We start from the raw sequence: 25159 nt of genomic DNA, 5'->3' as shown, positions 1-25159 counted from the left end.
GCCGGCTCGTGGCCGGAACCCCGTCCCGCTCGCCCCCGGGTCCGTCGACAGCCGCTCAGCCGACATCGGACCACTCCAGCCGGATCCGGGTGCCCCGACCGGGCGCGGAGTCGACGTCGGCACGTCCGCCGATCGTCGCCATCCGGCCGTGTACCGACTCGCGCAGACCGTACCGGTGCGCCGGCACGGTGGCCGGGTCGAAACCGGGACCGTCGTCGATCACCTCGACCGTGACGGTTCCGGCGTACCGCCGCAGTCGCAGGGTCGCCCGTGCGCCGGAGGCATAATTCACCACATTGGCCAGCGCGGCGTGCGCGCTCTCCGCGACGGCCTCCGCGACAGGTGCGGCGACCGTGCACGGTGGCAGGTCGGTGGCGACCGGGAGGCCGGGCAGCCGGGCGAGCACGGCCCGGAGGCGCTCGTCCAGTCGGGCGGTCGCGTCGTGCGGCACCGCGCGCGCCTCCGCCAGAGCGGCGAGGGTACGCAGGTCGGCGACACACCGCTCGCGCAGCGCGGTGGAGGACCTGTCGACCGCGCCCTGCCCCACCATGGTGAGCGTCGCCAGCACGGTGTCATGCAGGTCGCGGTTCTGCCGTCGTTCCGCCTCGCGCGCGATCCGGGCGACCATGGCGTCACGGGCGGCCCGCTGAGCGGCCACGAAGGCAGTGTCCGCCCGGGTGATGCGGCGGCGCATCACCGCGGTCATCATCGCCGTACAGGCGGTCTGGGCGAGCAGGGTGGCCGCGTGCGCCCTGGCCTCGGTCGAGTTCCCGGCCGCGTGCGCACCCGTCGCGTACGCCGCGGTGACCAGCAGCCCGGCCGGAACCGACAGGCGGGCCGGGGCGGTCGCCTGAGCGTTGATCACGGTGGTGCTGGCCAGTACCGCGATCCAACTGGCCTCACCAGGCAGCACCTCGGGTGCGACCAGGACCGGGATCGCCAGGCACGCGGCGCTGGTAAGCGCCACGTCGACGGCGACGAGAGGGGGGCCGACGCCGTCCCGCCAGGCGTGCAGCGCGTACCAGAGCGACCAGCCGGTCAGCACCGCCACGGCGGGTAGCAGCAGTTCCGGACGGACCGGCGGGGTACGCACGGCGAGCGCCACCACGAGGCAGAACAGGCCGCAGGAGAGCCGCAGCAGCGCCGGCAGTCGGGTGAAGATGAACGCGAACGCGCTGGCGGCCGGACGGTCCACCGTGGCAGGTGACGTGATCGGGCTGGGCAGGGCCGACATCGGGAAGGCGTCCTTTGCGACAAACGACCCCATCCGGGTCCGCGCTGCGGAGATCGACGCCGGAGAATAACACACGGCAGTGGAGCTGATGACCGTGGGTGACGTCGAGGTCGACCCTTGGTCGCCTGTCCGTCACGCTCAGCCGCTGACCCCCTCGCGTAGCCCGACGCAGTCCTGCTGCCAGAACGTGGCCGAGTAGACGAACGTTCCGGTCATCCACGGCTCGTACCCGGAGAGCCTGGCCACCTGGAAGGCGGGAGCCGGAATGCGCAGCGACGGCCGGCGGAAGCCCAGCTCGCCGGCGGCGGCGAAGCCGAGGCGGGCGTAGTACCCCGGATCGCCCTCCAGGAAGACCGCCGGCACGCCCCGCTCGTCGAGCAGGCGCAGCCCGTGCCTGATCAGAGCGCCACCGATGCCGCGTCGCTGCCGGACCGGCGTGACCGCGACCGGGCTGAGCACCTGCACCGGCACGAGTCGCCGCGGAGCGTCGAGCAGGCTGCGGGTGAACATCACGTGCCCCACGACCTCGTCGTCCTCCTCGGCGACCAGGCTGAGGGCTTCCGGGTCGTCGTTCCGCAGCGCCCGCACCAGCGCCGTCACCACCTCCCCGTGGTCACCGAAGGCGCTCCGGTGCAACTCGTGGACGGCATCGTGATCGGATACCAGTTCGTCGCGTAGCTGCATGGCGGTGACCATACGGTCGGCGTCACGGCCCGGACCAGTGATATCCGGCGGCGGCCGGTGCCAGGTCAGTGCGGCGGCTCGGTCCGCTCGGGCGGGTCGAGCCGGAACGTCGGGTGGTCGGCCGGATCGGGCAGCTCGTCCAGGAGGCGTCGCACCTGGCCCCTGCCCCATCGGTCCCGGTATGCGGCCAGGACCGCCGCACGGTGTTCGCCGGAGACCTCCACCGCCCGGTACCGGGCGGGCTGGCCGCGTCGCTCGATCGTGCAGTCGTCGGCGGCGCGTACGTTGCGCACCCACTCCGTACGCCCGCGCACCGAGACCAGGTAGCGCTCGCCGTCGAGTTCCAGAATGTTCACCGGTACACGTTGCGGCCTTCCGCTGACCCGCCTGGGCACCTGGAGCGTGCTGGCCGCGCCAAGCCGCCGCATCAGCGGGTTGACCACCCGCACGATGAGCCATCCCGGTCGCTGGTAGGCCGGTGACCGGCGTGCCCGCCCGTCGCTCGCGTTTTCCGCCATGACGTCAATCCAAGCAACCTCGGGCAACTCTGGGGCGATGCTGCTGCACCGTCGGCCGGGGTCGGCGACGCATGTCCGAGCGAGTGCGAGGCAACATGCTAATTTACAAGCATCGATACTTGAGGGGGTGGCATGAAGATTCGACTCGCGGTCGGGGCCGTACTCACCGCCGGTCTGGTCGTCGGCAGCGTCGGCCTCGCCGGCCTGGCCGGCGCGGTCCCGAGCGCCGAGCGTCCGTCCGGTGCCCGCAACGACGCGCCACCCGCGCTGCTCGCCGTCGGCGACTTCGACTTCTCCCGGCCCGAGACGGCCGCCACCGGTCTCCAGGTGCCGTGGGGGATGGACTTCCTGCCCGACGGCAGCGCCCTGGTCGCCCAGCGACCCACCGGGCAGGTGGTGCGGATTCAGCCCGGTCAGTCGCCGGAGCCCGTGGTCACCATCTCCGGTGTGACTCCGGTCAGCGAGGGTGGCCTGCTCGGCCTGGCCGTGTCGCCGACCTACGCTCAGGACGGCTGGATCTACGTCTACTTCACCACCGCGAGCGACAACCGGATAGCCCGGTTCCGGCTCACCGCACCGCAGACCCAGCAGCCGATCCTCACCGGGCTGAACCGTGCGGCCATTCACAACGGGGGTCGGATCGCGTTCGGACCGGACGGAATGCTCTACGTCGGCGTCGGCGACGCCGGACAGACCGCCTCGGCGCAGGACCCGCAGAGCCGCAACGGAAAGATCCTGCGCATCCGGCCAGACGGCACCGTCCCGTCGGACAACCCGATCGCCGGCTCGCCGGTCTACAGCCTCGGCCACCGCCACGTGCAGGGACTGGCCTGGGATGCCCAGGGCAGGCTGTACGCCACCGAGTTCGGTCAGAACACCTGGGACGAGATCAACCTGATAGTCGCCGGTGGCAACTACGGTTGGCCCACCGTGGAGGGAAGGGCGAACGATCCCCGTTTCCGGGACCCGCTGCTCACCTGGACCCCTGCGGAGGCGTCACCGAGCGGTGCGACCATCGCCGGGAACCGGCTCTTCGTGGCCAGCCTGCGCGGCAACCGCCTGTGGAACGTGCCGCTCAACGGTTCCGGTGGCGTCGGCACCCCCACCGCCGAACTGGCGGGCAGCTACGGGCGGCTGCGCACCGTCGAGTACGGCCCGGACGGGTGGCTCTGGGTCACCACCAGCAACCGGGACGGCCGCGGCACTCCGGCCGCCACCGACGACCGCATCCTCCGCTTCCCGCCCCGCGACGCCACGACGCCCCCTCCCACCACACCGCCGCCGACCACGCCGCCTCCCACCACACCGCCTCCCACCACGCCGCCGCCGACCGGTGGGCCGGCTTCCTGCACGGTGAGCTGGACGGCCAACCAGTGGAACACCGGCTTCACCGCGGACGTCCGGGTCACCAACCGCGGCACCGCCCTGACCAGCTGGACCGTGACCTGGTCGTTCAGCGGCAACCAGCAGGTCACCAACGCATGGAACGCGCAGGTCACGCAGTCCGGAAGGAACGTGACCGCGCGCAACGCCGCCTGGAACGGCAGCCTGCCGACCAACGGCACGGTGAGCTTCGGCTTCCAGGCCACCTACACCGGCACCAACGACCGCCCCACCGACTTCCGCCTCAACGACACCCCCTGCCAAACCAGCTGACCACCGCATCCGATTCCATGCCTGGTGCCAGATCGAGCCAATCTTGGACAGTTCCCGTTCTTCGCTGACGGGAACTGTCCAAGATTGACAGTGATGCAGCTGCCGGAACGGGTGAACCTCCCTGTCCGGCCGACACCGTCAAGGTGCGTCAGGATGGGTGGATGCTGCGACCACCTCGCGCGCTCCTGTTGGACTTCGGCGGTGTCCTCGCCGACGCTCCACGACAGCCACCGGCACCACCGGAGCTGGTACGCCGGCTGTTCGACCTGGTGGGCGGCACCGTGTCGGCCGAGCAGATCGCCGCTGACCTGACCGAGGGCGGCCGGGCCTACGCGCGGTGGCGCGACGACATCGGCCGCTCGGACGATCCGGTCGAGCTGTCACACGCGCAGGTGTGGGCAAACTTCATCACCGGTACCTGGCCCGAAGCGGCCCGCACGGCGGTCCAGGAAGCGGCTACCCCGCTGGCGTACGCGTGGGCGTGGCGACCGGAGTGGCAGGTCCGCCCGGGGATTCCGGAGGCGTTGCGGACCGCGGCCGATGCGGAGCTGCCGATGGCGGTGGTCAGCAACGCGCTCTGCGGGGCGGCGCATCGGGATTTCCTCGCCGCTGCCGGGCTGTCCGACCTGTTCGTGGCCGAGTTCTACAGCGACGAGGCCGGGCTCCGCAAGCCCAACCCCCGCCTGGCCTGGTTGGCGGCGGACGCTGTCGACGTACCGATCGGCGACTGCTGGTTCGTCGGCGACAGCGTGCACCGCGACGTTGCCTGTGCTCGTCGGGCTGGTGCCGGTGCCGCGATCCTGATGCGCTCACCTCGCACCGACCGCGAGCCGTCCCGCCCCGACCTGCGGCCGGACGCCCACACCGAGGACGGCCACGACCTACTCGCGCTCCTGCGCCGAGGCGGCTCCTCGCCCGAGGACGACCTGCCCTAGCAGGCCGGTGGCTCCGCCCGCCGTGTTCATCCTCGGGCAGAGCCACCGGCAGCATCCAGCGTTACGACCGGCACCTCGCCGGAGATCGTCGGTCGTGGTGTATCTGTGCGGTCGTGACTACCAGTTCGGGGGCAGGTAGTTGCTCTTCGTAACCCCGCGGTTCTTGGTGATTCGGTAGTTGGACCCGCAGTTCGCCTTGGAATACCCCCCGATACCCACACCGTTGCCGTACGCGTGCTTCTTCGTACTTGAGTTCACATGCTTGCACTCGGTCCAAGCCCGGTAGAAGCCGGTGCCACCCCGACACATGACGCCGTAGGTGGCGGTCCCGGGGGTGCCGTTGCAGTTCGTCGGTAGCGCCTGCGCTGGCGAGGCGGTGACTGCGACAACACCGAGGGTCGAGGCGAGCGCAAGGGTCAGGGCGACCGCTATCCGTTTCGCGGCGCCGACCCTGTTCCCCGTCCCGTTCTTACTTGCTCGCACGTTTGTTCGTCCCCCTCTGTCGGTCGGCCGATTCCGACCTCGGCCTTTCGTCGGTAGCTCCTGCGGTGCAGCATCCGCGCCGACACGCCATCGAAAAATCATCACGTTGGTCGCGCCGAGATCCGCAGACTCGGTATCGTTCCCTTGTGGACGAATGAGCGGATCTACCGCCACCGCAACCCTTTCAGCAGGCGGGCTCGAAGATCAAGGGGCGTGGACGTACGAACCTCATGGCGGGACTGTCAGGTTGACGTTGATCCTGGTTGTCGAGGTGGTCCGCGCTCGCCCGGGCGAGTCGGCCTTCGGCCGGGCGATGATCTCGGGGTGGCTACCCCCGGTCCGCGGCTCCGGCGAGGGTGAGCAGCAGGACTCGTGGTGACGACTGGCCGGCGCCCCGCTGACCGCTGACACCGAGGTGACGTAGGCGCGCCCGGCAGGATTCGAACCTGCGGCCTTGGGATTAGAAGTCCCCTGCTCTATCCGCTGAGCTACGGGCGCAACGTGGTATCGCGCGAGAAGGGTACCGCCGCCCGGCTCTCGCCCGGTGAAACGGGTGGTCAGGCCGGGTCGTAGCGGCCGGGTGTCGGCGAGGGTCAGGCGTCCGTGGGGGAGTGGCTTTCCGTGGGGTGTCCCTCCTCGGCCGGGAGCCGGGGTTGCGGCGGGGTCGGGCGGGTGGTGGTCGGTCCGGCGCAGAGGAAGGCTTCGGCCCACCGACCGACCTCGGCGAAAACCTTCTCGCGTACGGCGGGGCCGGAGAGCGTGAGGTCGTGCAGGCCGCCGTCGAAGCGGGACACGGTGACGTGCTGGCCGAGCCGGGGAGCCCGGCGGACCATGTGCTCGACGTCGAGGACCGCGTCGGCCAGGGTCGCCGCGTCCTGCCACTTCGTGCCTCGGAACGATCGGGTGGAGCAGGCGAGCAGCACCGGTACCGGGATGTCCAGCCCGGCACGCAGCCGCCGCTGACCGGTGCGGATGGCGTCCAGCCAGCCGGCCCGCACGGGGAAACCGGCAAGCGGCTTCCAGGCCAGGTCGTACGTCCACTCGCCGCGATGGTCGGCGTGCAGGCTCTCGCCGTACACGGTGCCGATCCCGAACGGGAGGACGCGGTGCGGCGCCCTGCGGCCCAGGCGTGCGACGGCGGCCGCGAGGGGTCGTCGCACGAACCAGGGAGCGTTGAGGTCGAAGAACGGACTGTTGAGGAAGATCCCGTCGACCAGCCCGGCGTCGCGGCGGGCGTCGGCCCACAGTGAGATGATCAGGCCGCCGGTGGAGTGGCCCATGGCCAGCAGGGTGTCGTGACCGTCCTCGTCCCGGATGATCCGTGCGGCAGCGTCCAACTCGGGGAAGTAGTCGCCGAGGTCGCGGCAGAAGTTCGGGGTCTGGTGCGGCAGTAGACTACGACCGTACTTGCGCAGGTCGAGAGCGTAGAAGTCCCAGCCGCGCGCGGCGAAGAAGTCAGCCACGTGGGTCTGGAAGAAATAGTCGACGAAGCCGTGCACGTAGAGCACGGCGCGTCCGGTGGGGCGCTCCGCCCGGCGGCGGACCAGCGTCGCCACCACCGGACCCTCGTCATCCCTGCCCAGGTCGATGATCTGCCGCTCGTAGGGCGGCCCAAGCACGTCCGGTTCCACCCACCGACGGTACTGCGGCTGGCTACCGGGCGGTAGCCCCCGCCCGCCCGCACCCGGCGGACAGGGGCTACCTCCTGGTCAATCGCCCACGGCCTCGCGCCCGGACGGCTCGTGCGAGGTCGAGGCCCGGCCACGATCGGGGCCGTACGGCGACACCTGGTCGACCGGCACCGAGCGGTGCTCCCGCCGGGCCGCGGACGAACCGCCCTCGACCGGGCCGTCGCTGTCCTGGACCAGCCGGGTCTCGCCGCTCCGGCGCATCTCGGGTTGCTGCACGTTGGGCATGTCGTTCACCTCCACGGTGAGCGCGCCGGCCGCTGAGGTCCATCGGCCGGCTACGCGCTCACCTCTCGTCGGTCGTCCCGGCCCCGGCCAGCTCGTCGGTCGGCGCGACCGGGCCGGGCGGTTCGTTGACCCGCAGGTGCTTGTTGTTGCGGGGCTCCTGCCGGGTCTTCGCGTCGTTCAGCTGACGCCGCAGGTCGTCGCGGACGTCGTTGAGCGCGGCGTGCAGGTCCTCCTCGGTCGAGGTGGCGACCACCCGTTGCCGACCGGCGATCCAGCACTCCAGGGTTACCTTCTGACCCTTGGCCTCCCGATCCTTCACCGACAGCTCCATGTCGGTGGCGTCGGCGTGGAAGCCGGCCAGGCGAGCGTCGAGCGTGGCGAACTGCTCGACGATGCGGTTTCGCTCCCGGTCGGAGAAGCCCGCGCCCAGCCGGAGGCACTTGGCCACGGTGGCGGGGTCCTGCACGGCGCTCATCGCCGCACCTGCCCCGTAAGGCGGGTGGAACGGGTGCTGGTCATCATCATGATCGCTGACCTTTCGTTCGACGTCGTGCTCACGGGTGCGCTTGCAGGGATCCCTACCCAGGTCGGCTCCGTCCGGAACGTGACCATTTCCGCTGCCTCTTGATCATCGTCGGGCAGCTGCCGGCGGGCCAGGGACGATCGGCCTACCACAAGGGGACCTTGATCAGGCGTTTGTCCACAGGTGGTCCGGTCGTCCACAGGTGCCGCCTCCTGGGCTGTCTGCGAAGGCAATGGGCGGCAGGCTCAGTGGCGAGTCGACTCGCCGAAGCCACGCCCTGGACCTTTGAAGGAGGGACGATGTTCGATACTTATATGACGATTGTCGGGAATGTGCTCACCGCGCCGGAGTGGCGCCGAACCGCCCAGAGCAACACCCTGGTGGCCAACTTCAAGGTCGCCTCGACCGCCCGACGCCTCGACCGCGACAGCGGGCGCTGGGTCGACGGCAACAGCCTGCGGGTGCGTGTCAACTGCTGGCGCAAGCTCGCCGAGGGAGTTGCCGCCTCGGTGATGGTCGGTGACCCGGTCGTGGTCTGCGGCCGCCTCTACACCCGTGACTGGGTCGACGACGCCGGCAACCACCGCACGCTTTACGAGTTGGAGGCCGTCGCGGTCGGCCACGACCTGTCCCGGGGGCGTGGGCGTTTCCTGCGCAACCGGCCCACCCTGACCACCAGCGCGGTCTCCGACGCCGACGTGGAGCGGCGGGTGCACGGGGAGCCGACCGAGCCGGTGCCGGACGACGAGGCACCTGCCCGACCCGACGACCGCCCGGTCGACGACGACTTCGAGCTGCCCGACATGTCCGGATTCGCCGCCGGTCTCGACGGCAATCTCGACCCAGGTCGGCTCGGCGGATTCGGCCCGGGTTCGGGCGGGTCCGAGCCGTCGGGCGGCGACCGGCTGCCGGCGGGGGAGTTGGACGAGTTCGCCGGCACTGGCGTCTCCGACGAGCTTGCCCCGGTGCCCGCCGAAGCCACCGAGGCCGAGGTCGAGTTGGCGGTGCGCCCGGAGGAATCGGGGGCGGGCGATGCCGCGACCGGGCGTGGTCGTCGGGGGCGCGGACGGCTGCCACAGCCCGTCTGACCACGCGCGAAATGCCCACGGCGGCCGGCATGCGCCTGCCGTGTGCGCCTCGCAGTGGTGATCAGGTGACCGGGCCGGTGACGTGCCCGGTCGCCTGCCACCTCAGGACAGCGGTGCTCGGGGTGGCTACGGCGGGCCGATCCCGGGTGCTCAACTCGGCTAGGCTGACCGCCCGGGGGTGACATGCCGTGCGACACGCGGGTGCGGTGGCGAACGCGACTGGCCTTGTCGCGGGCTACGCGCTGGATGCCCTGTTCGGCGACCCTCGTCGTGGTCACCCGGTGGCCGGGTTCGGCCGGGCCGCCGCCGCCCTGGAACGTCGCCTCTACCGCCCTGACCGGCTGGCCGGTGGAGTCTTCGCCGCGCTCTGCGTCGGTGCGCCGGTGGTGATGGGTGTGGCCGCCACCGTCGGCACCCGGCACCGGCCGGTGGCCCGGGCGGCGCTGGTCGCCGCTGGCACCTGGGCGGTGCTGGGCGGGCGAAGCCTGCGCCACGAGGCGAAGGCGATGGGCCGGTCACTGCGCGGTGGTGACCTGCCGGTTGCGCGTCAGCGGCTCGGGCATCTCTGCGGGCGGGACCCGACGACGCTCGACGAGCCCGAGCTCGCACGTGCGACGGTGGAATCGGTGGCGGAGAACACCTCCGACGCGGTGGTCGCCCCACTGGTCTGGGGTGCGGTCGCCGGGCTGCCCGGCCTGCTCGGCTACCGCGCGGCGAACACTCTCGACGCGATGGTGGGCCACCGTAACGTCCGCTACGCGCGCTTCGGTACGCCCGCCGCCCGCCTGGACGACCTGCTCAACCTGGTGCCCGCGCGGCTGACCGGGCTGCTGACCGTGGCGCTGGCGCCGGCCGGCAAGGGAGACCGGGAACGAGCCTGGCGGGTATGGCGGCGGGACCGCGACGACCATCCCAGCCCCAATGCCGGGCAGTGCGAGGCGGCGATGGCCGGGGCGTTGGGCGTACGCCTGGGCGGACGCAACGTGTACTTCGGCCGTACGGAGGTACGTCCGTTTCTCGGTGACGGTCCTCGTCCCGGGGCTCGGCACCTGACCCGGGCCGCCCGGATCTCCCGGGCGGTCGGGCTGGCGGCGCTCGGGCTCGCGGTGGCGTACCCGTTGACCGTGGGCCGACTGATCGGCGCCGCCTCCCGTCGGACGCTTCGATCCCTTCGGACGGTCCGACCCCGGCGGACGCCTCGACCGCTGCCGCTGCGGAGCGGTCGGTGACCGGTGGGCTGCTGGTGGCCGGGACGACCTCGGACGCCGGCAAGAGCGTGCTCACCGCCGGCATCTGCCGGTGGCTGCACCGGCGAGGTGTGAAGGTCGCGCCCTTCAAGGCGCAGAACATGTCGAACAACTCCGCCGTCGTGCTCGGGCCGGACGGTCGGGGCGGCGAGATCGGTCGGGCCCAGGCGATGCAGGCGGCGGCCTGCGGGCTCGCGCCGGACCTGAGGTTCAACCCGGTGCTGCTCAAGCCCGGCAGCGACCTGGCCAGTCAGGTGGTGCTGCTCGGCCAGGCCGTCGACACGATCACCGCCGGCGCCTTCCGGACCTTGCGTCCACGGCTCGCCGAGACCGCCTACGCGGCCCTGGCCGAGCTGCGGTCGGAGTACGACGTGGTGATCTGCGAGGGCGCCGGCAGCCCGGCGGAGATCAACCTGCGCGACGGCGACTACGTGAACATGGGGCTGGCCCGGCACGCGCGGCTGCCCACCATCGTCATCGGTGACATCGACCGGGGTGGCGTGTTCGCCGCCATGTTCGGCACCCTCGCCCTGCTAGACCCCGCCGACCAGGCCCTGCTCGCCGGCTTCGTGGTCAACAAGTTCCGGGGTGACCTCGGCCTGCTCGCTCCCGGGCTGGCGATGCTGCACCAGCTCACCGGTCGCCCGACGTACGGGGTGCTGCCCTGGGCACTGGACCTGTGGCTCGACGCGGAGGACTCGCTCGCCTATGGCCGGGTGCTGGGTCGCCCGGCCGCCCCGCGCGGCACCGAGTGGCTCGACGTGGCCGTGCTGCGACTGCCCCGGATCAGCAACGCCACTGACGTCGAGGCGCTGGCGACCGAGCCGGGAGTGCGGGTGCGGCTGACCGTCGAGCCGGCCGAACTGGCCGCCGCCGACCTGGTGGTGCTACCCGGCTCGAAGTCGACCGTGGCCGACCTGGCTTGGCTGCGCGAGACGGGTCTTGCCGACGCCGTCACTTCGCACGTGGCGGCGGGCCGCCCGGTGCTCGGCATCTGCGGTGGCTACCAGATGCTGGCCCGCGCCATCCACGACCCGGTGGAGAGCGGGCAGGGCACCGTGCCCGGCCTCGGCCTGCTCCCCATCGAGATCACCTTCGACCGCAGCAAGACCGTCCGGCCGGCGGTGGGCAGCGCCGCCGCTGACCTTCCGGTCCGTGGCTACGAGATCCACCACGGGTACGTCCCGACCGCCGACCCGCAGCTGACCCCGCTGCTGCGGGACACCGGCGGCGCCGGCGAGGGTGCCATGCACGGCGTCGTGCACGGTACCCACTGGCACGGCACGTTCGAGTCCGACGAGTTCCGTCGCTGGTTCCTCACCCGGGCGGCCCGGCTAGCCGGACGTACCGGCTTCCGGGTCGCGCCGGACACCTCCTTCGCCGCCGCCCGGGAACGCAGTCTCGACCTGCTCGGCGACCTGGTCGAGGAGCACCTGGACACGGACGCCCTGTGGCGACTCATCGAAGACGGCCCGCCGACCGACCTACCGTTCGTCCCTCCCGGTGCCCCACCCGGAGGTTAGGGAGCTGAGCCGGCGGAGGAAGAGTCCACTGTGGCACCTCCGCAGGCCCTGGACCTGACGGCCGACCGAATCAGTTGCGGACGTCGGCGGGCTGGTCGGCGAAGGGCAGGCCGGCCGACGTCCACGCCTCCACCCCGCCGATCATGTCGGTCGCCCGGTGCAGGCCCAGGGCGCGCAGGCTCGCGGCGGCGAGGCTGGAGCTGTATCCCTGCCGGCACATCACGACGATCTCCAGGTCGTACCCGGTGGCTTCGGGTATCCGCCAGTCACTGGCCGGGTCGAGTCGCCACTCCAGCACCGTCCGGTCGATCACGATGACGCCGGGTAGGTCGCCCTGTTCCCGACGCTGCGCGTCGGTGCGGACGTCGATCAGGAGCGCACCCCGGCTCGCGGCCTGCACCGTCTCCTGCGGGGTCAACCGGGTCATGCCCGCACGGGCCTGCTCCAGCAACGCCTCGACACCGGGACTCATCACGGAATGGGACACGCCACGAGCATGCCGTCCGGTGCGCGGCTGCGCGATCCGAAGTGGCCCGGGACAACCCGATCGGTAACGTCGGTGTCCGTGGTGGTGGTCTTCGAGGCGTACGCCGGACTGGCGCGACGGGTGCTGGCGGGGCCGGCCCGGTTGGGGCGTACCCGGTTGGTGGCCGTCGACGGGCCCAGTGGCGCCGGCAAGACCGTCTTCGCCGCGCGCCTCGCCGACGCCCTCGCCGGCGTGACGCCCGATGCGGTCCGGCCGCCGGTGGTGCACACCGACGACCTGCTCGACGGGTGGGATGACCAGCTGACCTTCTGGGAGCGGTTGGAGGAGCAGGTGCTCGCGCCGGTCCGGGTCGGGCAGGCCGGCGCCTACCGGCGGTACAGCTGGGTGCGGCGGCGGTTCCTGCCCACGCCGGTGCCGGTCCCGGTGACCCCGGTGCTGATCGTGGAGGGGGTCAGCGCGGCCCGGACGGCCGCCGGGGCGGACCTGACCCTGGCGGTCTTCGTCACCGCCCCGCAACCACTGCGGCTGAACCGGGCAGTGGCCCGCGACGGCCCTACGATCCTGCCAGAGCTGCGACGCTGGCACGTCACCGAACGCGCTCACTTTGCCGCCGACGGCACCGAGGCCCGCGCCGACCTGATCGTCGACGGCGCACCCGCCCTACCGCACGACCCGGAGCGCTACTACTGCCGACGCGGCTGATCACACCGACCACACCGCCCGTGCTGGGCGGCAGGCCGCGACGCCGGTGCCCGGCATACGATGCCGGTCATGACCACACCGATCATGACCGAGTCCGACCTGCGGGAGGCCGTCGCGCGGGAGTTGCCCGGCGTACGGGCCGACCTGGAGCGTCTCGTCCGCATTCCCGGCATCGCCTTCGAAGGCTTCGATCACGCGCACGTGGAGCGGTCCGCCGAGGCGGTGGCCGAGTTGCTGCGCGGCTGCGGCCTCGACGTGGAGGTGGCGCGGGCCGGTGGTCAGCCCGCGGTGATCGGCCGGAAGGCGGCACCACCCGGTGCGCCGACGGTGATGCTCTACGCCCACCACGACGTGCAACCGATCGGCGATGCGAGTTTGTGGGAGTCCGACCCGTTCGAGCCGGTGGAGCGGGACGGCCGGTTGTACGGCCGGGGTGCCGCCGACGACAAGGCCGGCATCATGGCGCATGTCGCGGCGCTGCGCGCGTACGGTGACCGGCTGCCGGTCGGCGTGGTCGTGTTCGTCGAGGGGGAGGAGGAGTACGGCTCCGACTCCCTGGAGCGCCTGCTCGCCGAGCACCGGGACAAGCTTGCCGCCGACGTCATCGTGATCGCCGACTCGACCAACTGGGATGTCGGCGTGCCGGCGCTGACCACGTCGTTGCGCGGCATCGTCAACTGCTTCGTCGAGGTACGCACGCTGGACCACGCCGTGCACAGCGGCATGTTCGGCGGTGCCGTCCCGGACGCGCTCACCACCCTGGTCCGGCTGCTCGCCACGCTGCACGACGACGCCGGGAACGTGGCGGTGCCCGGCCTCATCGGCCGGGAGGCGGCCCGCGTCGACTACCCGGAGGACCGGTTCCGGGCCGAGGCCGGGCTGGCCGAGGGAGTGCGGTTGTTCGGCACCGGCCGGATCACCGACCGGCTGTGGACCAAGCCGGCGCTCGCCGTGCTCGGCATCGACGCCCCGGCCACCGGCGAGGCGCCGAACGCGCTGGTTCCGGCGGCCAAGGCCAAGATCAGCGTACGGCTGGCGCCGGGCGACGAACCGAAGCGGGCGTACGCGGCGCTGCGCGCTCACCTGGAGCAGCGTGCACCGTGGGGCGCACAGGTCGAGGTGAGTTTCGAGCACGACGGCGCCCCCTGCGTCATCGACGCCACCGGCCCGATGTTCGACGCGGCTCGATCGGCCTTCCGTACCGCCTGGGACGGCACCGACGCGGTGGAGATCGGGGTCGGCGGCTCCATTCCGTTCATCGCCACCTTCCAGGAGATGTTCCCGCAGGCGGCGATCCTGGTGACCGGGGTGGAGGACCCGCACGCCCGGGCCCATGGGCCCAACGAGAGCCTGCACCTGGGCGAGTTCGCCCGGGTCTGCCTCGCCGAGGCGTTGTTGCTGGCCAGAGTGGCTGAGGCGGGTCGCGGGTGAACCCGTAACTTCCTGTCGACAGTGGCCGTTTCCGGTGTGTCGGGCGCGGGGCTGTTGTAGCCTCTCGAACATGCGTACGAATGAGGTTCTGGCCCGCCTGGAGGCCGCTGTCATCGCTCTGGGGGACGTCGATGTCTCCGCGTGGCCCGAGGACACGCTCAAGGAACAGCTCGGCGAGCTGTCCGCCGCCCTGGTCGCCCTGGATGCGTCGCTGTCGCGCATCGCCGATGGTGTCCGTGCCCGCGGGCTGCGCATCGAGGAGCCGGTCCCGGCTTGACGCCGCGCTGACGTCGGTGGGCGCGGGTGACGTCGGCGACCGCCGTCCTGGTGGCGTGGCTGGCGGGTCCGCACGCAGGTCGCGCCGGTTGTCGGTGGTGGCTGGCAGGATGAGGGCGTGCGGTTCCTGGACCTGGCTGCCACCTCCGCGGCCGTCGGCGCCACCAGCGGTCGTCGGGCCAAGGTGGAGCTGCTCGCCGATGCCCTGCGGCGGCTCGACCCGCCCGAGGTGGCGGCGGGCTCCGGCTGGCTCGCCGGTGAGCTGCGTCAGCGGCAGACCGGCGTCGGCTGGGCCAGCCTGCGTGACCTGCCTCCGCCGGCGGCCCAGCCGACGCTGACGGTGTCGGCGGTCGACGCGGCAATCGACGAGATCGCGGCCGTGCGCGGCACCGGCTCGCAGGCTCGCCGTCGGGCCCTGGTGCAGGCGCTCTACGCGGCCGCCACCGCCGACGAGCAGCGCCTGCTGACCGGCCTGTTCCTCGGCGAGCTGCGGCACGGCGCTCAGGCCGGGCTGCTCGCCGACGCGATCGCCCGAGCCGCCGGGGTTCCCGTCGCCGTCGTACGCCGGGCGCTGCTGCTCGCCGGTGACCTGCGGGCGGTGGCGGTGGCCGCCCTCGGCGGCGGAGCCGCGGCGTTGGCCGAGTTCGGCCTGCGGGTCGGCCGGCCCCTGGCACCGATGTTGGCGCAGAGTGCTTCCACCGTCGACGAGGCGCTCGCCGCCACCGGAGTCCCCGCGGTGGTCGACGTGAAGCTCGACGGCATCCGCATCCAGGTGCACCGCAGTGGTTCCGACATCGCCGTGTTCTCCCGCAGCCTCGACGAGATCACCGGACGGGTGCCCGAGGTGGTGGCCGCCGTGCGAGCCCTGCCCGCGCGGGAGGTCGTCCTCGACGGGGAGGCCATCGGGCTGGACGCCACCGGCCGGCCCCTGCCGTTCCAGCAGACGTCCAGTGCCGCCGCCCGCCGGGCCGGGTCCGCCGGTCCCGGGGCACCGGTCGCGCCGGCGGTACGCGCCGCCGCCGAACGCACCGGCGAGACCGTGCTCACGCCGTACTTCTTCGACCTGCTGCATCTCGACGGGGTGGATCTGATCGACCGGCCGGGCCGGGAGCGGTGGGCGGCCCTGCGCGGCACGGCCGACGCGTCGCTGCTGGTCGGGCGGATGGAGGTGGACGACCCGGAGCGGGCCGGCGCGGCCTTCGCCGCCGCGCTCGACGCCGGCCAGGAAGGCGTGGTGGTCAAGGCGCCCGACGCGCCCTATGACGCTGGGCGGCGCGGTGCCGCCTGGGTCAAGGTGAAGCCCCGGCACACCCTCGACCTGGTCGTGCTCGCCGTGGAGTGGGGCAGCGGCCGACGCACCGGATGGTTGTCGAACCTGCACCTGGGCGCTCGCGACCCGGGCAACGGCGGCTTCGTGATGCTCGGCAAGACCTTCAAGGGGCTCACCGACGAGCTGCTGCGCTGGCAGACCGAGCGCTTCCTCGGCCTCGCGGTGGACCGCGGGGACTGGGTCGTCCGGGTCCGACCCGAGCAGGTCGTGGAGATCGCCTTCGACGGCGTGCAGAGCAGTTCCCGCTATCCCGGTGGGGTCGCCCTGCGATTCGCCCGGGTGGTCCGCTACCGGGACGACAAGACGGCAGCCGAGGCCGACACCCTCGACGCCGTCCGGGCGATCCACGCGGGCCGTCCGCCCGGCTGAGCGGTCAGGTGGTGGCCGGCGTGCCGGCGTCGGCGGCCCGGTCGCGGGGGCGCTCGTCGACCACCCCGGCGATCCGGCGGGCCTCGCGGCGGGCGATCCAGCCGTAACCGACCACTGTCATCGCCGCGAAGATCCACCATTGGACGACGTAGCCGAGGTTCTGCCAGTTGTTGGCGTGGCCCACCGGCACCGCCCGGAACACCGGGTCGGCGGCCGGCGTCTGCTCGTCGAGGAGCAGGTACGCGCCGTGCACCGGGTACGGCAGCTCACCGGCGAGCTGAGGCACGGAGACCCGGCGGCTCTCCAACCGGCCCGCACGGCGGGACACCTTGGCGTCGCCGCTCTCGCTGGCGTGCACCCGACCCTCGACGGTCACCTCGCCAGCCGGCGCGGGTGGCACGTCGGGCTGTGCCACGGCCCCACCCGGGGCGGGTGGGATCCAACCCCGGTCCACCAGGACGGCGGTGCCGTCGGCCAGCACCAGCGGGGTGACCACCTCGAAGCCGACCCGACTGTCGACCGTGCGGCCCCGCACCAGGACGATGTTGTCGGTGTCGTACCGGCCGGTCACGGTGACCCGGGTGAAGGTCCGCTCCGCGGCCGGTGGCGCACCGACCGTGCCGGGGCCACCGGTCGGCGCGGGCAGCGCCTCGCGCAGCGGCACCGGGTCCATTTGGAGGCCGGCGTCGATGCGCTCGTTGATCGCGGTCCGGCCGTGGTAGCGGTCCAACTGCCAGTTGCCGAGCAGCACCATCACCGTGGCGGCGGTCAGGGCCAGCACGAGAAGGCCCAGCCAGCGCGGCGTCAGCAGGAACCGGTACACGCCACGAGATTACCCGGGTGACCGCAGCCACTGCGCCGAGCCGTCCCGGTACGCGCGCGGTCGTCGCCCTGGGCCGCCCCAGGCAGTGGCTCCGGCCGGAGACGGGCGGAGGCAGCCTCGTCGTGGCGGAGCGTACCGGCGTCAAGGCGGTCCGCCACCGACTGCCTGCCCTGGCGGGGACGGGGCGGCGGAGGGTGCGTGTGCGGCGTCTGCTTCAGCTATCGTCACGCGGGCGGAGCGCGCCGACGGTCGGCACGCCGACCGCTCGCGAGGAGTCGATGATGACCGTCGTGCCGCGTCTGGTGCTCACTGCCCCTTCCTCCGGACACGGCAAGAACGCGCTGGCGATCGGCCTGCTCGCCGCGTTCGCCGATCGGGGCCTCGACGTGGCCGGCTTCAAGATCGGGCCCGACCAGGTCGACGCGGCGTACCTCGGGCTGGCCAGCGGCCGGCCGGGTCGCACCCTGGATCCGCGGCTGGTGGGCGCCGAACACATCGCCCCACTGCTGCTGCACGGCGCGGCCGGCACGGACCTCGCGGTGGTGCAGGGCAGCATGGGCCTGTACGACAGCCTGACCGGCCGGAGCGAGACCGAGTCGACCGCCGCCGTCGCCACCGTGCTGCGCAGCCCGGTGGTGCTGGTGGTCGACGTCGCCGCGATGGGTCAGTCGGTGGCCGCCCTGGTGCACGGCTTCCGGGCGTACGACGAACAGTTGTGGATCGGTGGGGTGATCCTCAACCGGGTGGCCTCCGCCCGACACGAGGCGCTGCTGCGGGAGGCGCTCGACGACATCGGTATCCCGGTCTACGGCGCGCTGCGTCGCCAGGACCTGCCCTCGGTGCTGCCGTCTCGTCGGCACGGCGTGGTGCCGGTCCTCGAAGGCACCGGCGAGGCCGCCCGCGCGGTCCGACGGTTGGGCGAGGCGGTGACCGCCACCGTCGACCTGGAGCGGCTGCTCGGGCTGGCCCGCTCGGCACCGGCGTTGGGTGTGCAGCCATGGTCGCCGCAGAGCACCGACGAGGCCGCCCCGGCCCTGTCCGCCGGTGCCGCGCCTCCGGTGGTGGCGCTGCTCGGTGGACCGGGTGGCAGCTTCAGCCATGCCGAGACGGCCGAGTTGCTGCGGGCCGCCGGGGCGGAGGTGATGACGCTCGACCCGTTCGCCGACGAGGTGCTGCCGGCCGGCACCCGGGCACTGGTGGTCGGCGGGGCGCTGCCCGAGTCGTACGCGGAACAGCTTTCCGCCAACCGGCGGCTCTGCATCGCGGTCGCCGAGCTGGCTCGCACCGGGCGTCCGGTGGTCGCCGAGGGGGCCGGCCTGCTCTGGCTGGCCCGGGAACTCGACGGGCTGCCGATGTGCGGGGTGCTCGACGCGATCGGCAGTCTGCGGGACGGGCTGGTGGTCGGCTACCGGGAGGCGACCGCTCAGGGCGACAGTGTGGTCGCCGGCCGGGGCGAGGTGGTGACCGGGCACAAGGAACACCGGGCCGTCCTCACCCCCCGGGGTGGGCAGCGTCCGGCCTGGAGCTGGCCGGGTGGCGCGCCGGAGGGGTTCATCTGGCGGGGAGTCCACGCCTCCCAGCTCGTTCCGCACTGGGCCGCGTACCCGAGGATCGCGACCCGGCTGGTGGCCGCCGCTGCGGCCGAGCCGGCCACGGTCCCGGTCGGGGTCGGCGGCGGTGCCCCGGCCGGGTCGGCGGGTGTCGCGCCGGGCGACCCGGCCGGTGCGGTGGCGTCCGGGCCGGCCGCGGGCCCGCCAGCCTGATCGTCAACCCACGATCCGGTCCGACGGTGGGACGAAGTCCCGAACGGGTTTGCCCTTCAGGGCGTCGCGGAGAGTGTTCGACACCGCGGCGATCGGGATCTGCGACTGCCCGTCGCCCACCGCGTTGAAGGGGTTGTCGGGGTCGGAGATGAAGCTGGCCGCCGCCAGCTCCGGCGTGTAGCCGACGAACCAGGCGGATCGGGTGCTGTCCGTGGTACCGGTCTTGCCGGCCACCGGGCGGCCCACCGTCCCGCGCACGCTGTCCGCCGTGGACCAGCCGCCGCAACTGCCCTTGGCCGGGGTGTCGCCGGTGGGACAGCGGGCGGCGTCGGTGGCGGCGCGCGCCGCGTCGGCGCTGACCACCTGGCGGCAGCGCGGCTTGGCGACCTCACGTTCGATGCCACCCGGTGTGGTGTAGGTGGCCGGGGTGCCGTCCCGGTTGTAGATGGCGTTGACCGGCAGCGCCTCGCAGTAGCGCCCGTCGGCGGCGACCGCGGCGTAGGCGTTGGCCATCTCCAGGGGCGTGGCGTCGGAGACGCCCAGGGTGAAGGCACCCCACTTGTTGGCCTTCGAAGGGGAGGCATGCTCCCGGTCCACGTCGGTACGCCAGCGCAGTCCGAGTTGCTCGGCGAGCCGGACGGCCCGTTCCGCCCCGACCTGCTCCTCCAGCCAGACGAAGTAGGTGTTCACCGACTTGCCGAAACCGGACCACATGGTCTGGGTGCCGCTCATCGCGCCGCTGGCGTTCGAGGGCTGCCAGCCGTCGTAGACCTCCGAGCGGTAGCTGTGTGGCGCGTTGAAGGTGGTGTTGAGCGGCATTCCGGCGTCGAGGGCGGCCAGCATGGGGAACATCTTGAACGTCGACCCCGCCTGATAGCCGGGCAGGTCACCGCCGCCCATCAGGGGTGCCACCGTGTTCGGGTAGTTGGCCCGCACCTCTGGACCCGCCTCCGGGTTGGAACTGAGCGGATTCTCGTCGACCTCAAGCGAGTACGTGCGGTTCACCGCCATCGCCTTGACCCGTCCGGTGCCCGGCTCGGAGACCACGATGCCGTTGGCGAACGGGCTGCCGGTGTTCGACTCGGTGCCGACGTTCTTCTCCGCCGCCGCCTGGATCTTCGGGTCCATGCTGAGCACGATCCGGTATCCGCCCCGGCGTAGCTTGTCCAACCGCTGGAGCCGGTTCTCACCGAACGCCGGCTGGGCGCTCCACCAGTTCTTCAGGTAGTCGCAGAGGAAGCCCCAGCTGTTCCACTTGTCGGGAACGGCGGCGCAGTCGTTGGGCGGGTAGGTCAGCCGGAGTCGGATCGGCTCGCTCTTCGCCGCCTGGGCCGAGTCCGGCGAGAGGTAACCGAGCCGGGCCATGTTGTCGAGGACGTAGTTGCGCCGGGCGGTGGCCTCCTTCTGGTCGGAACTGGCCGGGTCGTACTGGGATGGCGACTTGACCAGCCCGGCGAGGGTGGCCGCCTCGACCGCAGTCAGCTCCTTGGGGGTCTTCGAGAAGAAGATCTCGCTGGCGGCGTAGATGCCGTATGCGCGGTGCCCGAAGTACGCCGAGTTGAGGTACCGCTCCAGGATCTCCTCCTTGCTCAACTCCTTCTCCAGGTCGACCGCCATACGCATCTCCTTGATCTTGCGGGTCGGGGTCTGCGCCGTGGCCTCCTGCACCTCCCTCGGGGTGGTGGCGCTGTCGCGCAGCGCCATCCGGACGTACTGCATGGTGAGGGTGGAAGCTCCCTGGGAGACCCCGCTGGAACGGGCGTTGGCCACGAAGGCGCGGGCGACCCCCTTCGGGTCGACGCCGTGGTGCTGGTAGAAGCGGTTGTCCTCGGCGGCCACGATGGCCTGCTGCATGTTGGGCGAGATGTCCGACAGCTTGGTGTACTGCCGGTACTCCTCGAAGAACATGGTCAGCACGGTCTTGCCGTCGGGCGCGTACAGGTAGGAGGTCTCGGCGGGCAGGGCGGTGGTCAGCAGTCGGGTCTTGCTCTCCACGGCGTGCGCGGTGGCCTTGGCGCCGATGCCGGTCACCGCGACGACCGGGTACGCGGCAGCGGCGACGACGACGCCGGCGATCAGCCCGGCACGGAGTAGCGGAACGAGACGACCAGCGGCAGCAAGGGGTCGGTAACTCACACCGCCAAGTTATGACATTTCCGATTCGTCCATGAGAAATACTCATGAAGTGATCGGTGGTGATGTGGCCCACCCGCCGGGTCGCTGTCCCCCGCGCCGCCTTCCCGGCAGGATCGCGGTCATGCATGGGCAGCTGACCACGAGATCCAGAGCGTCGGTGACCGAGCCGGATCTCGCCCACCACGGTGACGTCGAGGTCGCCGCGGGCCTGGTCGACCTCGCCGTCAACGTGCGACGCGCCCCGCTGCCGCCCTGGCTGGCCGAGCCGATCACCGCGTCGATGGCCGACCTCGCCGCGTACCCGGACCCCCGTCCGGCCCGCGCCGCCGTCGCCGCCCGGCACCGCCGGCCACCGGAGGAGGTGCTGCTCACCGCCGGTGCCGCCGAGGGCTTCGTGCTGCTCGCTCAGGCACTGCGCGGAATCCGTCGGCCGGTGGTGGTGCACCCGCAGTTCACCGAGCCGGAGGCCGCGCTTCGGGCCGCCGGGCACACCGTGCGGCGGGTGCTGCTCGACCCGGCGGACGATTTCCGGCTCCACCCGGAGCGGATACCCACCGACGCCGACCTGGTCGTCGTCGGCAACCCGACGAATCCCACCTCCGTGTTGCACCCCGCCGCCGACCTCGCCGCACTGGCCCGCCCCGGTCGCGTACTCGTGGTCGACGAGGCGTTCGCGGACACCGCCGCCACGCCCGGGGTACCCGGTGAACCCGAATCGCTGGCGGCCCGCCGGGACCTGCCGGGCCTGCTGGTCGTACGCAGCCTCACCAAGACGTGGGGGCTGGCCGGGCTGCGGATCGGCTACCTGCTCGGCGAGGCCGCGCTGCTGCGCCGGCTGTCCGCCGTACAGCCGCTCTGGGCGGTCTCCACCCCCGCGCTGGCCGCCGCCGAAGCCTGCGCGAGCCCTGCGGCGGCCCAGGCCGAACGGGTCATCGCCGCACAGCTCGCGACCGACCGCGAACACCTGGTCGCGCGGCTTGCGGCCCTGCCCGGGGTACGCGTGGCCGGCCGCCCGGCCAGCGCCTTCGTGCTGGTGCGGATCTCCGGGGCCGACCGGATCCGGGACCGGCTTCGGGCGCGCGGCTGGGCGGTACGCCGGGGTGACACGTTTCCGGGACTCGGCTCCGACTGGCTACGGATCGCAGTTCGGGATCGGGTGACCACCGACGCGTTCATTGACGTGCTGGCCGAGATCATGGAGGCATGATGCTGGAGAACACCATCGCGGCCATCCGCCCGCTCGACGAGTCGGCGATGACCGCGGCGAGGCAGTTGCAGGCGCGCCTGACCAAGCCCGCCGGCTCGCTCGGCGCTCTGGAGGAGCTGTCCGTGCGCCTCGCCGGCCTGGCGGGCAGCTGCCCGCCACCGGTGCCCGACCGGGCGGCGGTGGCGATCTTCGCCGGTGATCACGGCGTACACGCCCAACGGGTCAGTCCCTGGCCGCAGGAGGTCACCGGGCAGATGGTCGCGAACTTCCTGGCCGGCGGAGCGGTGGTGAACGCCTTCGCCCGGCAGGCTGGCGCCTCGGTGACCGTGATCGACGTCGGGGTGGCGGCCCCGCTGCCGGTGGCCGACGTCGATGGCCCGGACGGCGCCGGCGCCCTGCACGGCGCACCGGAACCGGCGGTGCCCCGACTGGTCGACGCACCGGTCCGGCGCGGTACTCGGGACATGACCGTCACCGCCGCGATGACCCGGCAGGAGGCGCGGACGGCGGTCGAGGTCGGTATCGCCAACGCCGGGAAACTGGTCGACGCCGGGGCCGGAATTCTGCTCACCGGTGACATGGGGATCGCCAACACCACCCCGGCCGCCGCCCTGATCGCCGCCTTCACCGGAGTCGACGCCGCCGAAGCGACCGGCCGGGGCACCGGCGTCGACGACCCGACCTACCAGCACAAGATCGAGGTGGTCCGCGCCGCGCTGCGCCGCCACACCCCCGACCCGGCGGATCCGCTCGGTGTGCTGGCCGCCGTCGGTGGGCTGGAACACGCCGCGCTGGCCGGCTTCGTGCTCGGTGCGGCGGCGCGTCGCGTACCGGTGCTGCTGGACGGGGTGATCGCGGTCTCCGCCGCACTTGCCGCGGCGGCCTTCGCCCCGGACTCCGTGGCGGCCATGGTCGCCGGTCACCGCTCCGCCGAGCCCGGCGCGACGGTCGCGCTGAGCCGGCTCGGCCTCACCCCCCTGATCGACCTCGGTCTGCGGCTCGGTGAGGGCACTGGCGCGTTGCTGGCCCTCCCCGTGGTCACCGGGGCAGTTCGGGTCCTGCACGAGGTGGCCACCTTCGACTCCGCCGGGGTGGCCGAGAAGTGAGCCAGCGCACCCTGCGGATTCGCCGTCAGGTGCCGGGCGTCGCCGGTACGCGGAGCGAGGCGGTATGAGCGAGTTTGTGAGCAAGCCATCCGGCGCAGCAGCCGGCGGCTCGGGCGGCCCGAGCGCCAACGCGTACCCTCTCGGGCTGCGGCTGGCCGGGCTCCGCGTGGTCGTCGTCGGTGGGGGAGCGGTCGCGACGCGGCGGGTCCCGGCGCTGCTCGACGCGGGTGCGGACGTACTGCTGGTGGCACCGGAACTCACCCCGGCGCTGCGCGCACACGTCGACGCCAGGCGGTTGCACTGGGTGTCGCGCCGGTTCGCTGCCGACGATCTCGACGGTGCCTGGCTGGTGCAGGTCGCCGTCGACGACCCGACCGCCGCGGCGGCGGTCAGCGCCGCCGCCGCGGAGCGTCGGATCTTCTGCGTACGCGCCGACGACCGGCACGCGGCGACGGCCTGGACCCCGGCGGTGACCCGGTACGGTCCGGTCACCGTGGCGGTGCTCGGCGGTGGCGACCCACGCCGCGCGGTGAGCGTCCGCGACGCCATCCGTGCCCTGCTGGTGTCGGACGCCGCCGGGCCCGGGGAACCGCTCAACGCCCCCGCCCGCGCGGGTGACCGTCGCGGCCGAGTCGCCCTGGTGGGTGCCGGACCGGGTGATCCGGAACTGATCACCCTCCGGGGCTGGCGGCTGCTCAGCGAGGCCGACGTGGTGATCGCCGACCGCCTCGTCCCCGGACTGCTCCTCGACGAGTTGCGCACCGGCGTGGAACTGGTGGACGCCTCCAAGATCCCCTACGGTCCGTCCCGGACGCAGGAAGAGATCAACCGGATCCTGGTGGATCGGGCATTGGCGGGAGCCTTCGTGGTCCGGCTCAAGGGTGGCGACCCGTACGTCTTCGGGCGGGGTGGAGAGGAACTGCTCGCCTGCGCTGCGGCCGGAGTGCCGGTCACGGTGGTGCCGGGGGTGACCAGCTCGATCGCCGCGCCGGCCGCGGCCGGCATCCCGGTCACCCACCGATCGGTGGCGCACGAGTTCACCGTCGTCTCCGGGCACGTCGCCCCGGAATCGCCGGACTCACTGGTCCGCTGGGAGGCGCTCGCCGGTCTGCGCGGCACGCTGGTGATCCTGATGGGCCTGAAGAACCTGCCGGCGATCGCCAGCACGCTGCTGGCGCACGGGCGGGCACCGGGGACGCCGGCTGCGGTCATCCAGGAGGCCACCACCGGTGGTCAGCGGATAGTTCGCTCGACGCTCGGCGAGGTGGCTGACGCGGTGACCGCCGCCGGGCTGCGCCCACCGGCTGTGGTCGTGGTCGGTGACGTGGTTGAGGCACTCGGGGTGGCTGGGCTGACCTGAGCCTTTGGGTGGTCACTTTTTGGGGCTGGGGGCTGCCGTGCCTGGCTTTGGGGTGGTTGCTGTTGTTGGCTGGGGGGCGACGGTGCCTGGCTTCGGGGTGGTTGCGGTTTGGGCTGGGGGCGACCGTGCCCGGCTTCGGGCGGTCAGGCTTGATCCCTGCGCCGGGCACGGTCGCCCCCAGCCTGACCTGGTCGGCCATCGTCCGGGCGTCGGCCAGCCCGGGTGGGGTCTGCTGTCTGCGGTCGGTTGCTTCGGTGTGGGGGTACGCCGCTGGCCGGCACCCGGGGTGTCGGGTGCCGGCCAGCGGTTTTCTGTTCCCCCTGTGGAGGAATGTCTTCGGTTGTTGTCTGACCGTGGTGGGG

General features: G+C 72.5%; 22 protein-coding genes, 1 tRNA gene and 1 pseudogene. 14 read left to right on the top strand and 10 right to left on the bottom strand.

Translation table 11 applies throughout. The features are described from left to right. Window positions 1-55: 55 nt before the first annotated feature. From KBX50_RS07005 to KBX50_RS06995, 3 genes are all read right to left on the bottom strand, one after another. The gene (locus KBX50_RS07005) at window positions 56-1234 is read right to left on the bottom strand and encodes a sensor histidine kinase (protein WP_210935665.1); all 1179 of its coding nucleotides are present in this window, start codon (window positions 1232-1234) and stop codon (window positions 56-58) included. Between the two features lie 138 nt (window positions 1235-1372). Continuing rightward, window positions 1373-1918: a GNAT family N-acetyltransferase gene (locus KBX50_RS07000; protein WP_210935662.1), complete on the bottom strand. Its 546-nt coding sequence runs from the start codon at window positions 1916-1918 to the stop codon at window positions 1373-1375. A 65-nt stretch (window positions 1919-1983) separates the two neighbouring features. Beyond that, the gene (locus KBX50_RS06995; protein ID WP_210935660.1) at window positions 1984-2436 is read right to left on the bottom strand and encodes a nitroreductase/quinone reductase family protein; all 453 of its coding nucleotides are present in this window, start codon (window positions 2434-2436) and stop codon (window positions 1984-1986) included. A 132-nt stretch (window positions 2437-2568) separates the two neighbouring features. Between KBX50_RS06995 and KBX50_RS06990 the strand changes: the two genes are divergently transcribed. From KBX50_RS06990 to KBX50_RS33260, 3 genes are all read left to right on the top strand, one after another. Further along, window positions 2569-4092, top strand: a complete 1524-nt coding sequence (locus KBX50_RS06990) for a PQQ-dependent sugar dehydrogenase (RefSeq protein ID WP_210935658.1) — start codon at window positions 2569-2571, stop codon at window positions 4090-4092. Window positions 4093-4253: 161 nt separating this feature from the next. Beyond that, on the top strand, window positions 4254-5027 hold the full coding sequence (locus tag KBX50_RS06985; protein ID WP_210935656.1) for an HAD family hydrolase: 774 nt from the start codon (window positions 4254-4256) through the stop codon (window positions 5025-5027). Window positions 5028-5757: 730 nt separating this feature from the next. Further along, window positions 5758-5889, top strand: a complete 132-nt coding sequence (locus KBX50_RS33260; RefSeq protein ID WP_282101348.1) for a hypothetical protein — start codon at window positions 5758-5760, stop codon at window positions 5887-5889. 46 nt (window positions 5890-5935) lie between these two features. Here KBX50_RS33260 and KBX50_RS06980 read toward each other — a convergent pair. The 4 genes from KBX50_RS06980 to KBX50_RS06965 all read right to left on the bottom strand — a co-directional run bounded on the left by KBX50_RS06980 (window position 5936) and on the right by KBX50_RS06965 (window position 7901). Then, window positions 5936-6008 (bottom strand) — tRNA-Arg (locus tag KBX50_RS06980). A 95-nt stretch (window positions 6009-6103) separates the two neighbouring features. Continuing rightward, window positions 6104-7141 (bottom strand): alpha/beta hydrolase, encoded by a 1038-nt coding sequence (locus tag KBX50_RS06975; protein WP_210935654.1) that lies wholly within the window; start codon window positions 7139-7141, stop codon window positions 6104-6106. Window positions 7142-7219: 78 nt separating this feature from the next. Continuing rightward, a complete protein-coding gene (locus KBX50_RS06970) occupies window positions 7220-7426 on the bottom strand; it encodes a hypothetical protein (RefSeq protein WP_210935652.1) in 207 nt (68 codons plus the stop codon). A gap of 58 nt (window positions 7427-7484) precedes the next feature. Beyond that, window positions 7485-7901 (bottom strand): HPF/RaiA family ribosome-associated protein, encoded by a 417-nt coding sequence (locus KBX50_RS06965; RefSeq protein ID WP_210935650.1) that lies wholly within the window; start codon window positions 7899-7901, stop codon window positions 7485-7487. A 347-nt stretch (window positions 7902-8248) separates the two neighbouring features. On the opposite strand from KBX50_RS06965, the gene KBX50_RS06960 reads away from it, so the two are divergent. The 3 genes from KBX50_RS06960 (at window position 8249) to KBX50_RS06950 (ending at window position 11807) form a co-directional block, all read left to right on the top strand. Then, entirely contained in the window at window positions 8249-9037 is a 789-nt protein-coding gene (locus tag KBX50_RS06960) for a single-stranded DNA-binding protein (protein ID WP_210935648.1), read from the top strand. Window positions 9038-9243: 206 nt separating this feature from the next. After that, window positions 9244-10266: a cobalamin biosynthesis protein gene (locus KBX50_RS06955; RefSeq protein ID WP_307870873.1), complete on the top strand. Its 1023-nt coding sequence runs from the start codon at window positions 9244-9246 to the stop codon at window positions 10264-10266. After that, a complete protein-coding gene (locus KBX50_RS06950; RefSeq protein WP_210935643.1) occupies window positions 10263-11807 on the top strand; it encodes a cobyric acid synthase in 1545 nt (514 codons plus the stop codon). The genes KBX50_RS06955 and KBX50_RS06950 overlap by 4 nt, the downstream gene beginning before the upstream one ends. A 70-nt stretch (window positions 11808-11877) precedes the next feature. Here the strand turns inward: KBX50_RS06950 and KBX50_RS06945 are convergent, their stop codons facing one another. Further along, window positions 11878-12279, bottom strand: a complete 402-nt coding sequence (locus tag KBX50_RS06945; RefSeq protein ID WP_210935981.1) for a rhodanese-like domain-containing protein — start codon at window positions 12277-12279, stop codon at window positions 11878-11880. Here KBX50_RS06945 and KBX50_RS06940 point away from each other — a divergent pair. The 4 genes and pseudogenes from KBX50_RS06940 to KBX50_RS06925 form a co-directional block, all read left to right on the top strand. Then, a pseudogene (locus KBX50_RS06940) lies at window positions 12214-13091 on the top strand (uridine kinase); the annotation flags it as partial. The gene KBX50_RS06945 and the pseudogene KBX50_RS06940 sit on opposite strands and share 66 nt — an antisense overlap. Then, window positions 13081-14427, top strand: coding sequence for a dipeptidase (locus KBX50_RS06935; protein ID WP_210935979.1), 1347 nt, complete (start codon window positions 13081-13083; stop codon window positions 14425-14427). The pseudogene KBX50_RS06940 and the gene KBX50_RS06935, both read left to right, overlap by 11 nt. Before the next feature lie 70 nt (window positions 14428-14497). Continuing rightward, window positions 14498-14704 carry a hypothetical protein gene (locus tag KBX50_RS06930; RefSeq protein ID WP_093410448.1) on the top strand — a complete coding sequence of 69 codons (207 nt, stop codon included), beginning with the start codon at window positions 14498-14500 and terminating at the stop codon, window positions 14702-14704. Between the two features lie 117 nt (window positions 14705-14821). Further along, window positions 14822-16402: an ATP-dependent DNA ligase gene (locus KBX50_RS06925; RefSeq protein WP_210935642.1), complete on the top strand. Its 1581-nt coding sequence runs from the start codon at window positions 14822-14824 to the stop codon at window positions 16400-16402. A gap of 4 nt (window positions 16403-16406) precedes the next feature. On the opposite strand, the gene KBX50_RS06920 is transcribed toward KBX50_RS06925, so the two are convergent. Further along, the gene (locus KBX50_RS06920) at window positions 16407-17225 is read right to left on the bottom strand and encodes an SURF1 family protein (RefSeq protein WP_210935640.1); all 819 of its coding nucleotides are present in this window, start codon (window positions 17223-17225) and stop codon (window positions 16407-16409) included. Window positions 17226-17506: 281 nt separating this feature from the next. Here KBX50_RS06920 and KBX50_RS06915 point away from each other — a divergent pair, with 281 nt between their 5' ends. After that, on the top strand, window positions 17507-18988 hold the full coding sequence (locus KBX50_RS06915) for a cobyrinate a,c-diamide synthase (RefSeq protein ID WP_210935638.1): 1482 nt from the start codon (window positions 17507-17509) through the stop codon (window positions 18986-18988). Window positions 18989-18991: 3 nt separating this feature from the next. On the opposite strand, the gene KBX50_RS06910 is transcribed toward KBX50_RS06915, so the two are convergent. Continuing rightward, the gene (locus tag KBX50_RS06910) at window positions 18992-21124 is read right to left on the bottom strand and encodes a transglycosylase domain-containing protein (RefSeq protein ID WP_210935635.1); all 2133 of its coding nucleotides are present in this window, start codon (window positions 21122-21124) and stop codon (window positions 18992-18994) included. A 121-nt stretch (window positions 21125-21245) separates the two neighbouring features. On the opposite strand from KBX50_RS06910, the gene cobC reads away from it, so the two are divergent. The 3 genes from cobC to cobA all read left to right on the top strand — a co-directional run bounded on the left by cobC (window position 21246) and on the right by cobA (window position 24797). Then, window positions 21246-22331, top strand: coding sequence for an Rv2231c family pyridoxal phosphate-dependent protein CobC (gene cobC, locus KBX50_RS06905; protein WP_210935633.1), 1086 nt, complete (start codon window positions 21246-21248; stop codon window positions 22329-22331). Continuing rightward, the gene (gene cobT / locus KBX50_RS06900) at window positions 22331-23437 is read left to right on the top strand and encodes a nicotinate-nucleotide--dimethylbenzimidazole phosphoribosyltransferase (RefSeq protein ID WP_210935977.1); all 1107 of its coding nucleotides are present in this window, start codon (window positions 22331-22333) and stop codon (window positions 23435-23437) included. Before cobC ends, cobT begins: the two co-directional genes overlap by 1 nt. 64 nt (window positions 23438-23501) lie before the next feature. Next, window positions 23502-24797 carry a uroporphyrinogen-III C-methyltransferase gene (cobA, locus tag KBX50_RS06895; protein WP_210935631.1) on the top strand — a complete coding sequence of 432 codons (1296 nt, stop codon included), beginning with the start codon at window positions 23502-23504 and terminating at the stop codon, window positions 24795-24797. Window positions 24798-25159: the final 362 nt, after the last annotated feature.

Origin of the sequence: Micromonospora sp. C51 (genome assembly GCF_018070435.1) — a bacterium.
Taxonomy (GTDB): domain Bacteria; phylum Actinomycetota; class Actinomycetes; order Mycobacteriales; family Micromonosporaceae; genus Micromonospora; species Micromonospora sediminimaris.
This window is presented reverse-complemented; position numbering and strand designations above follow the sequence as displayed.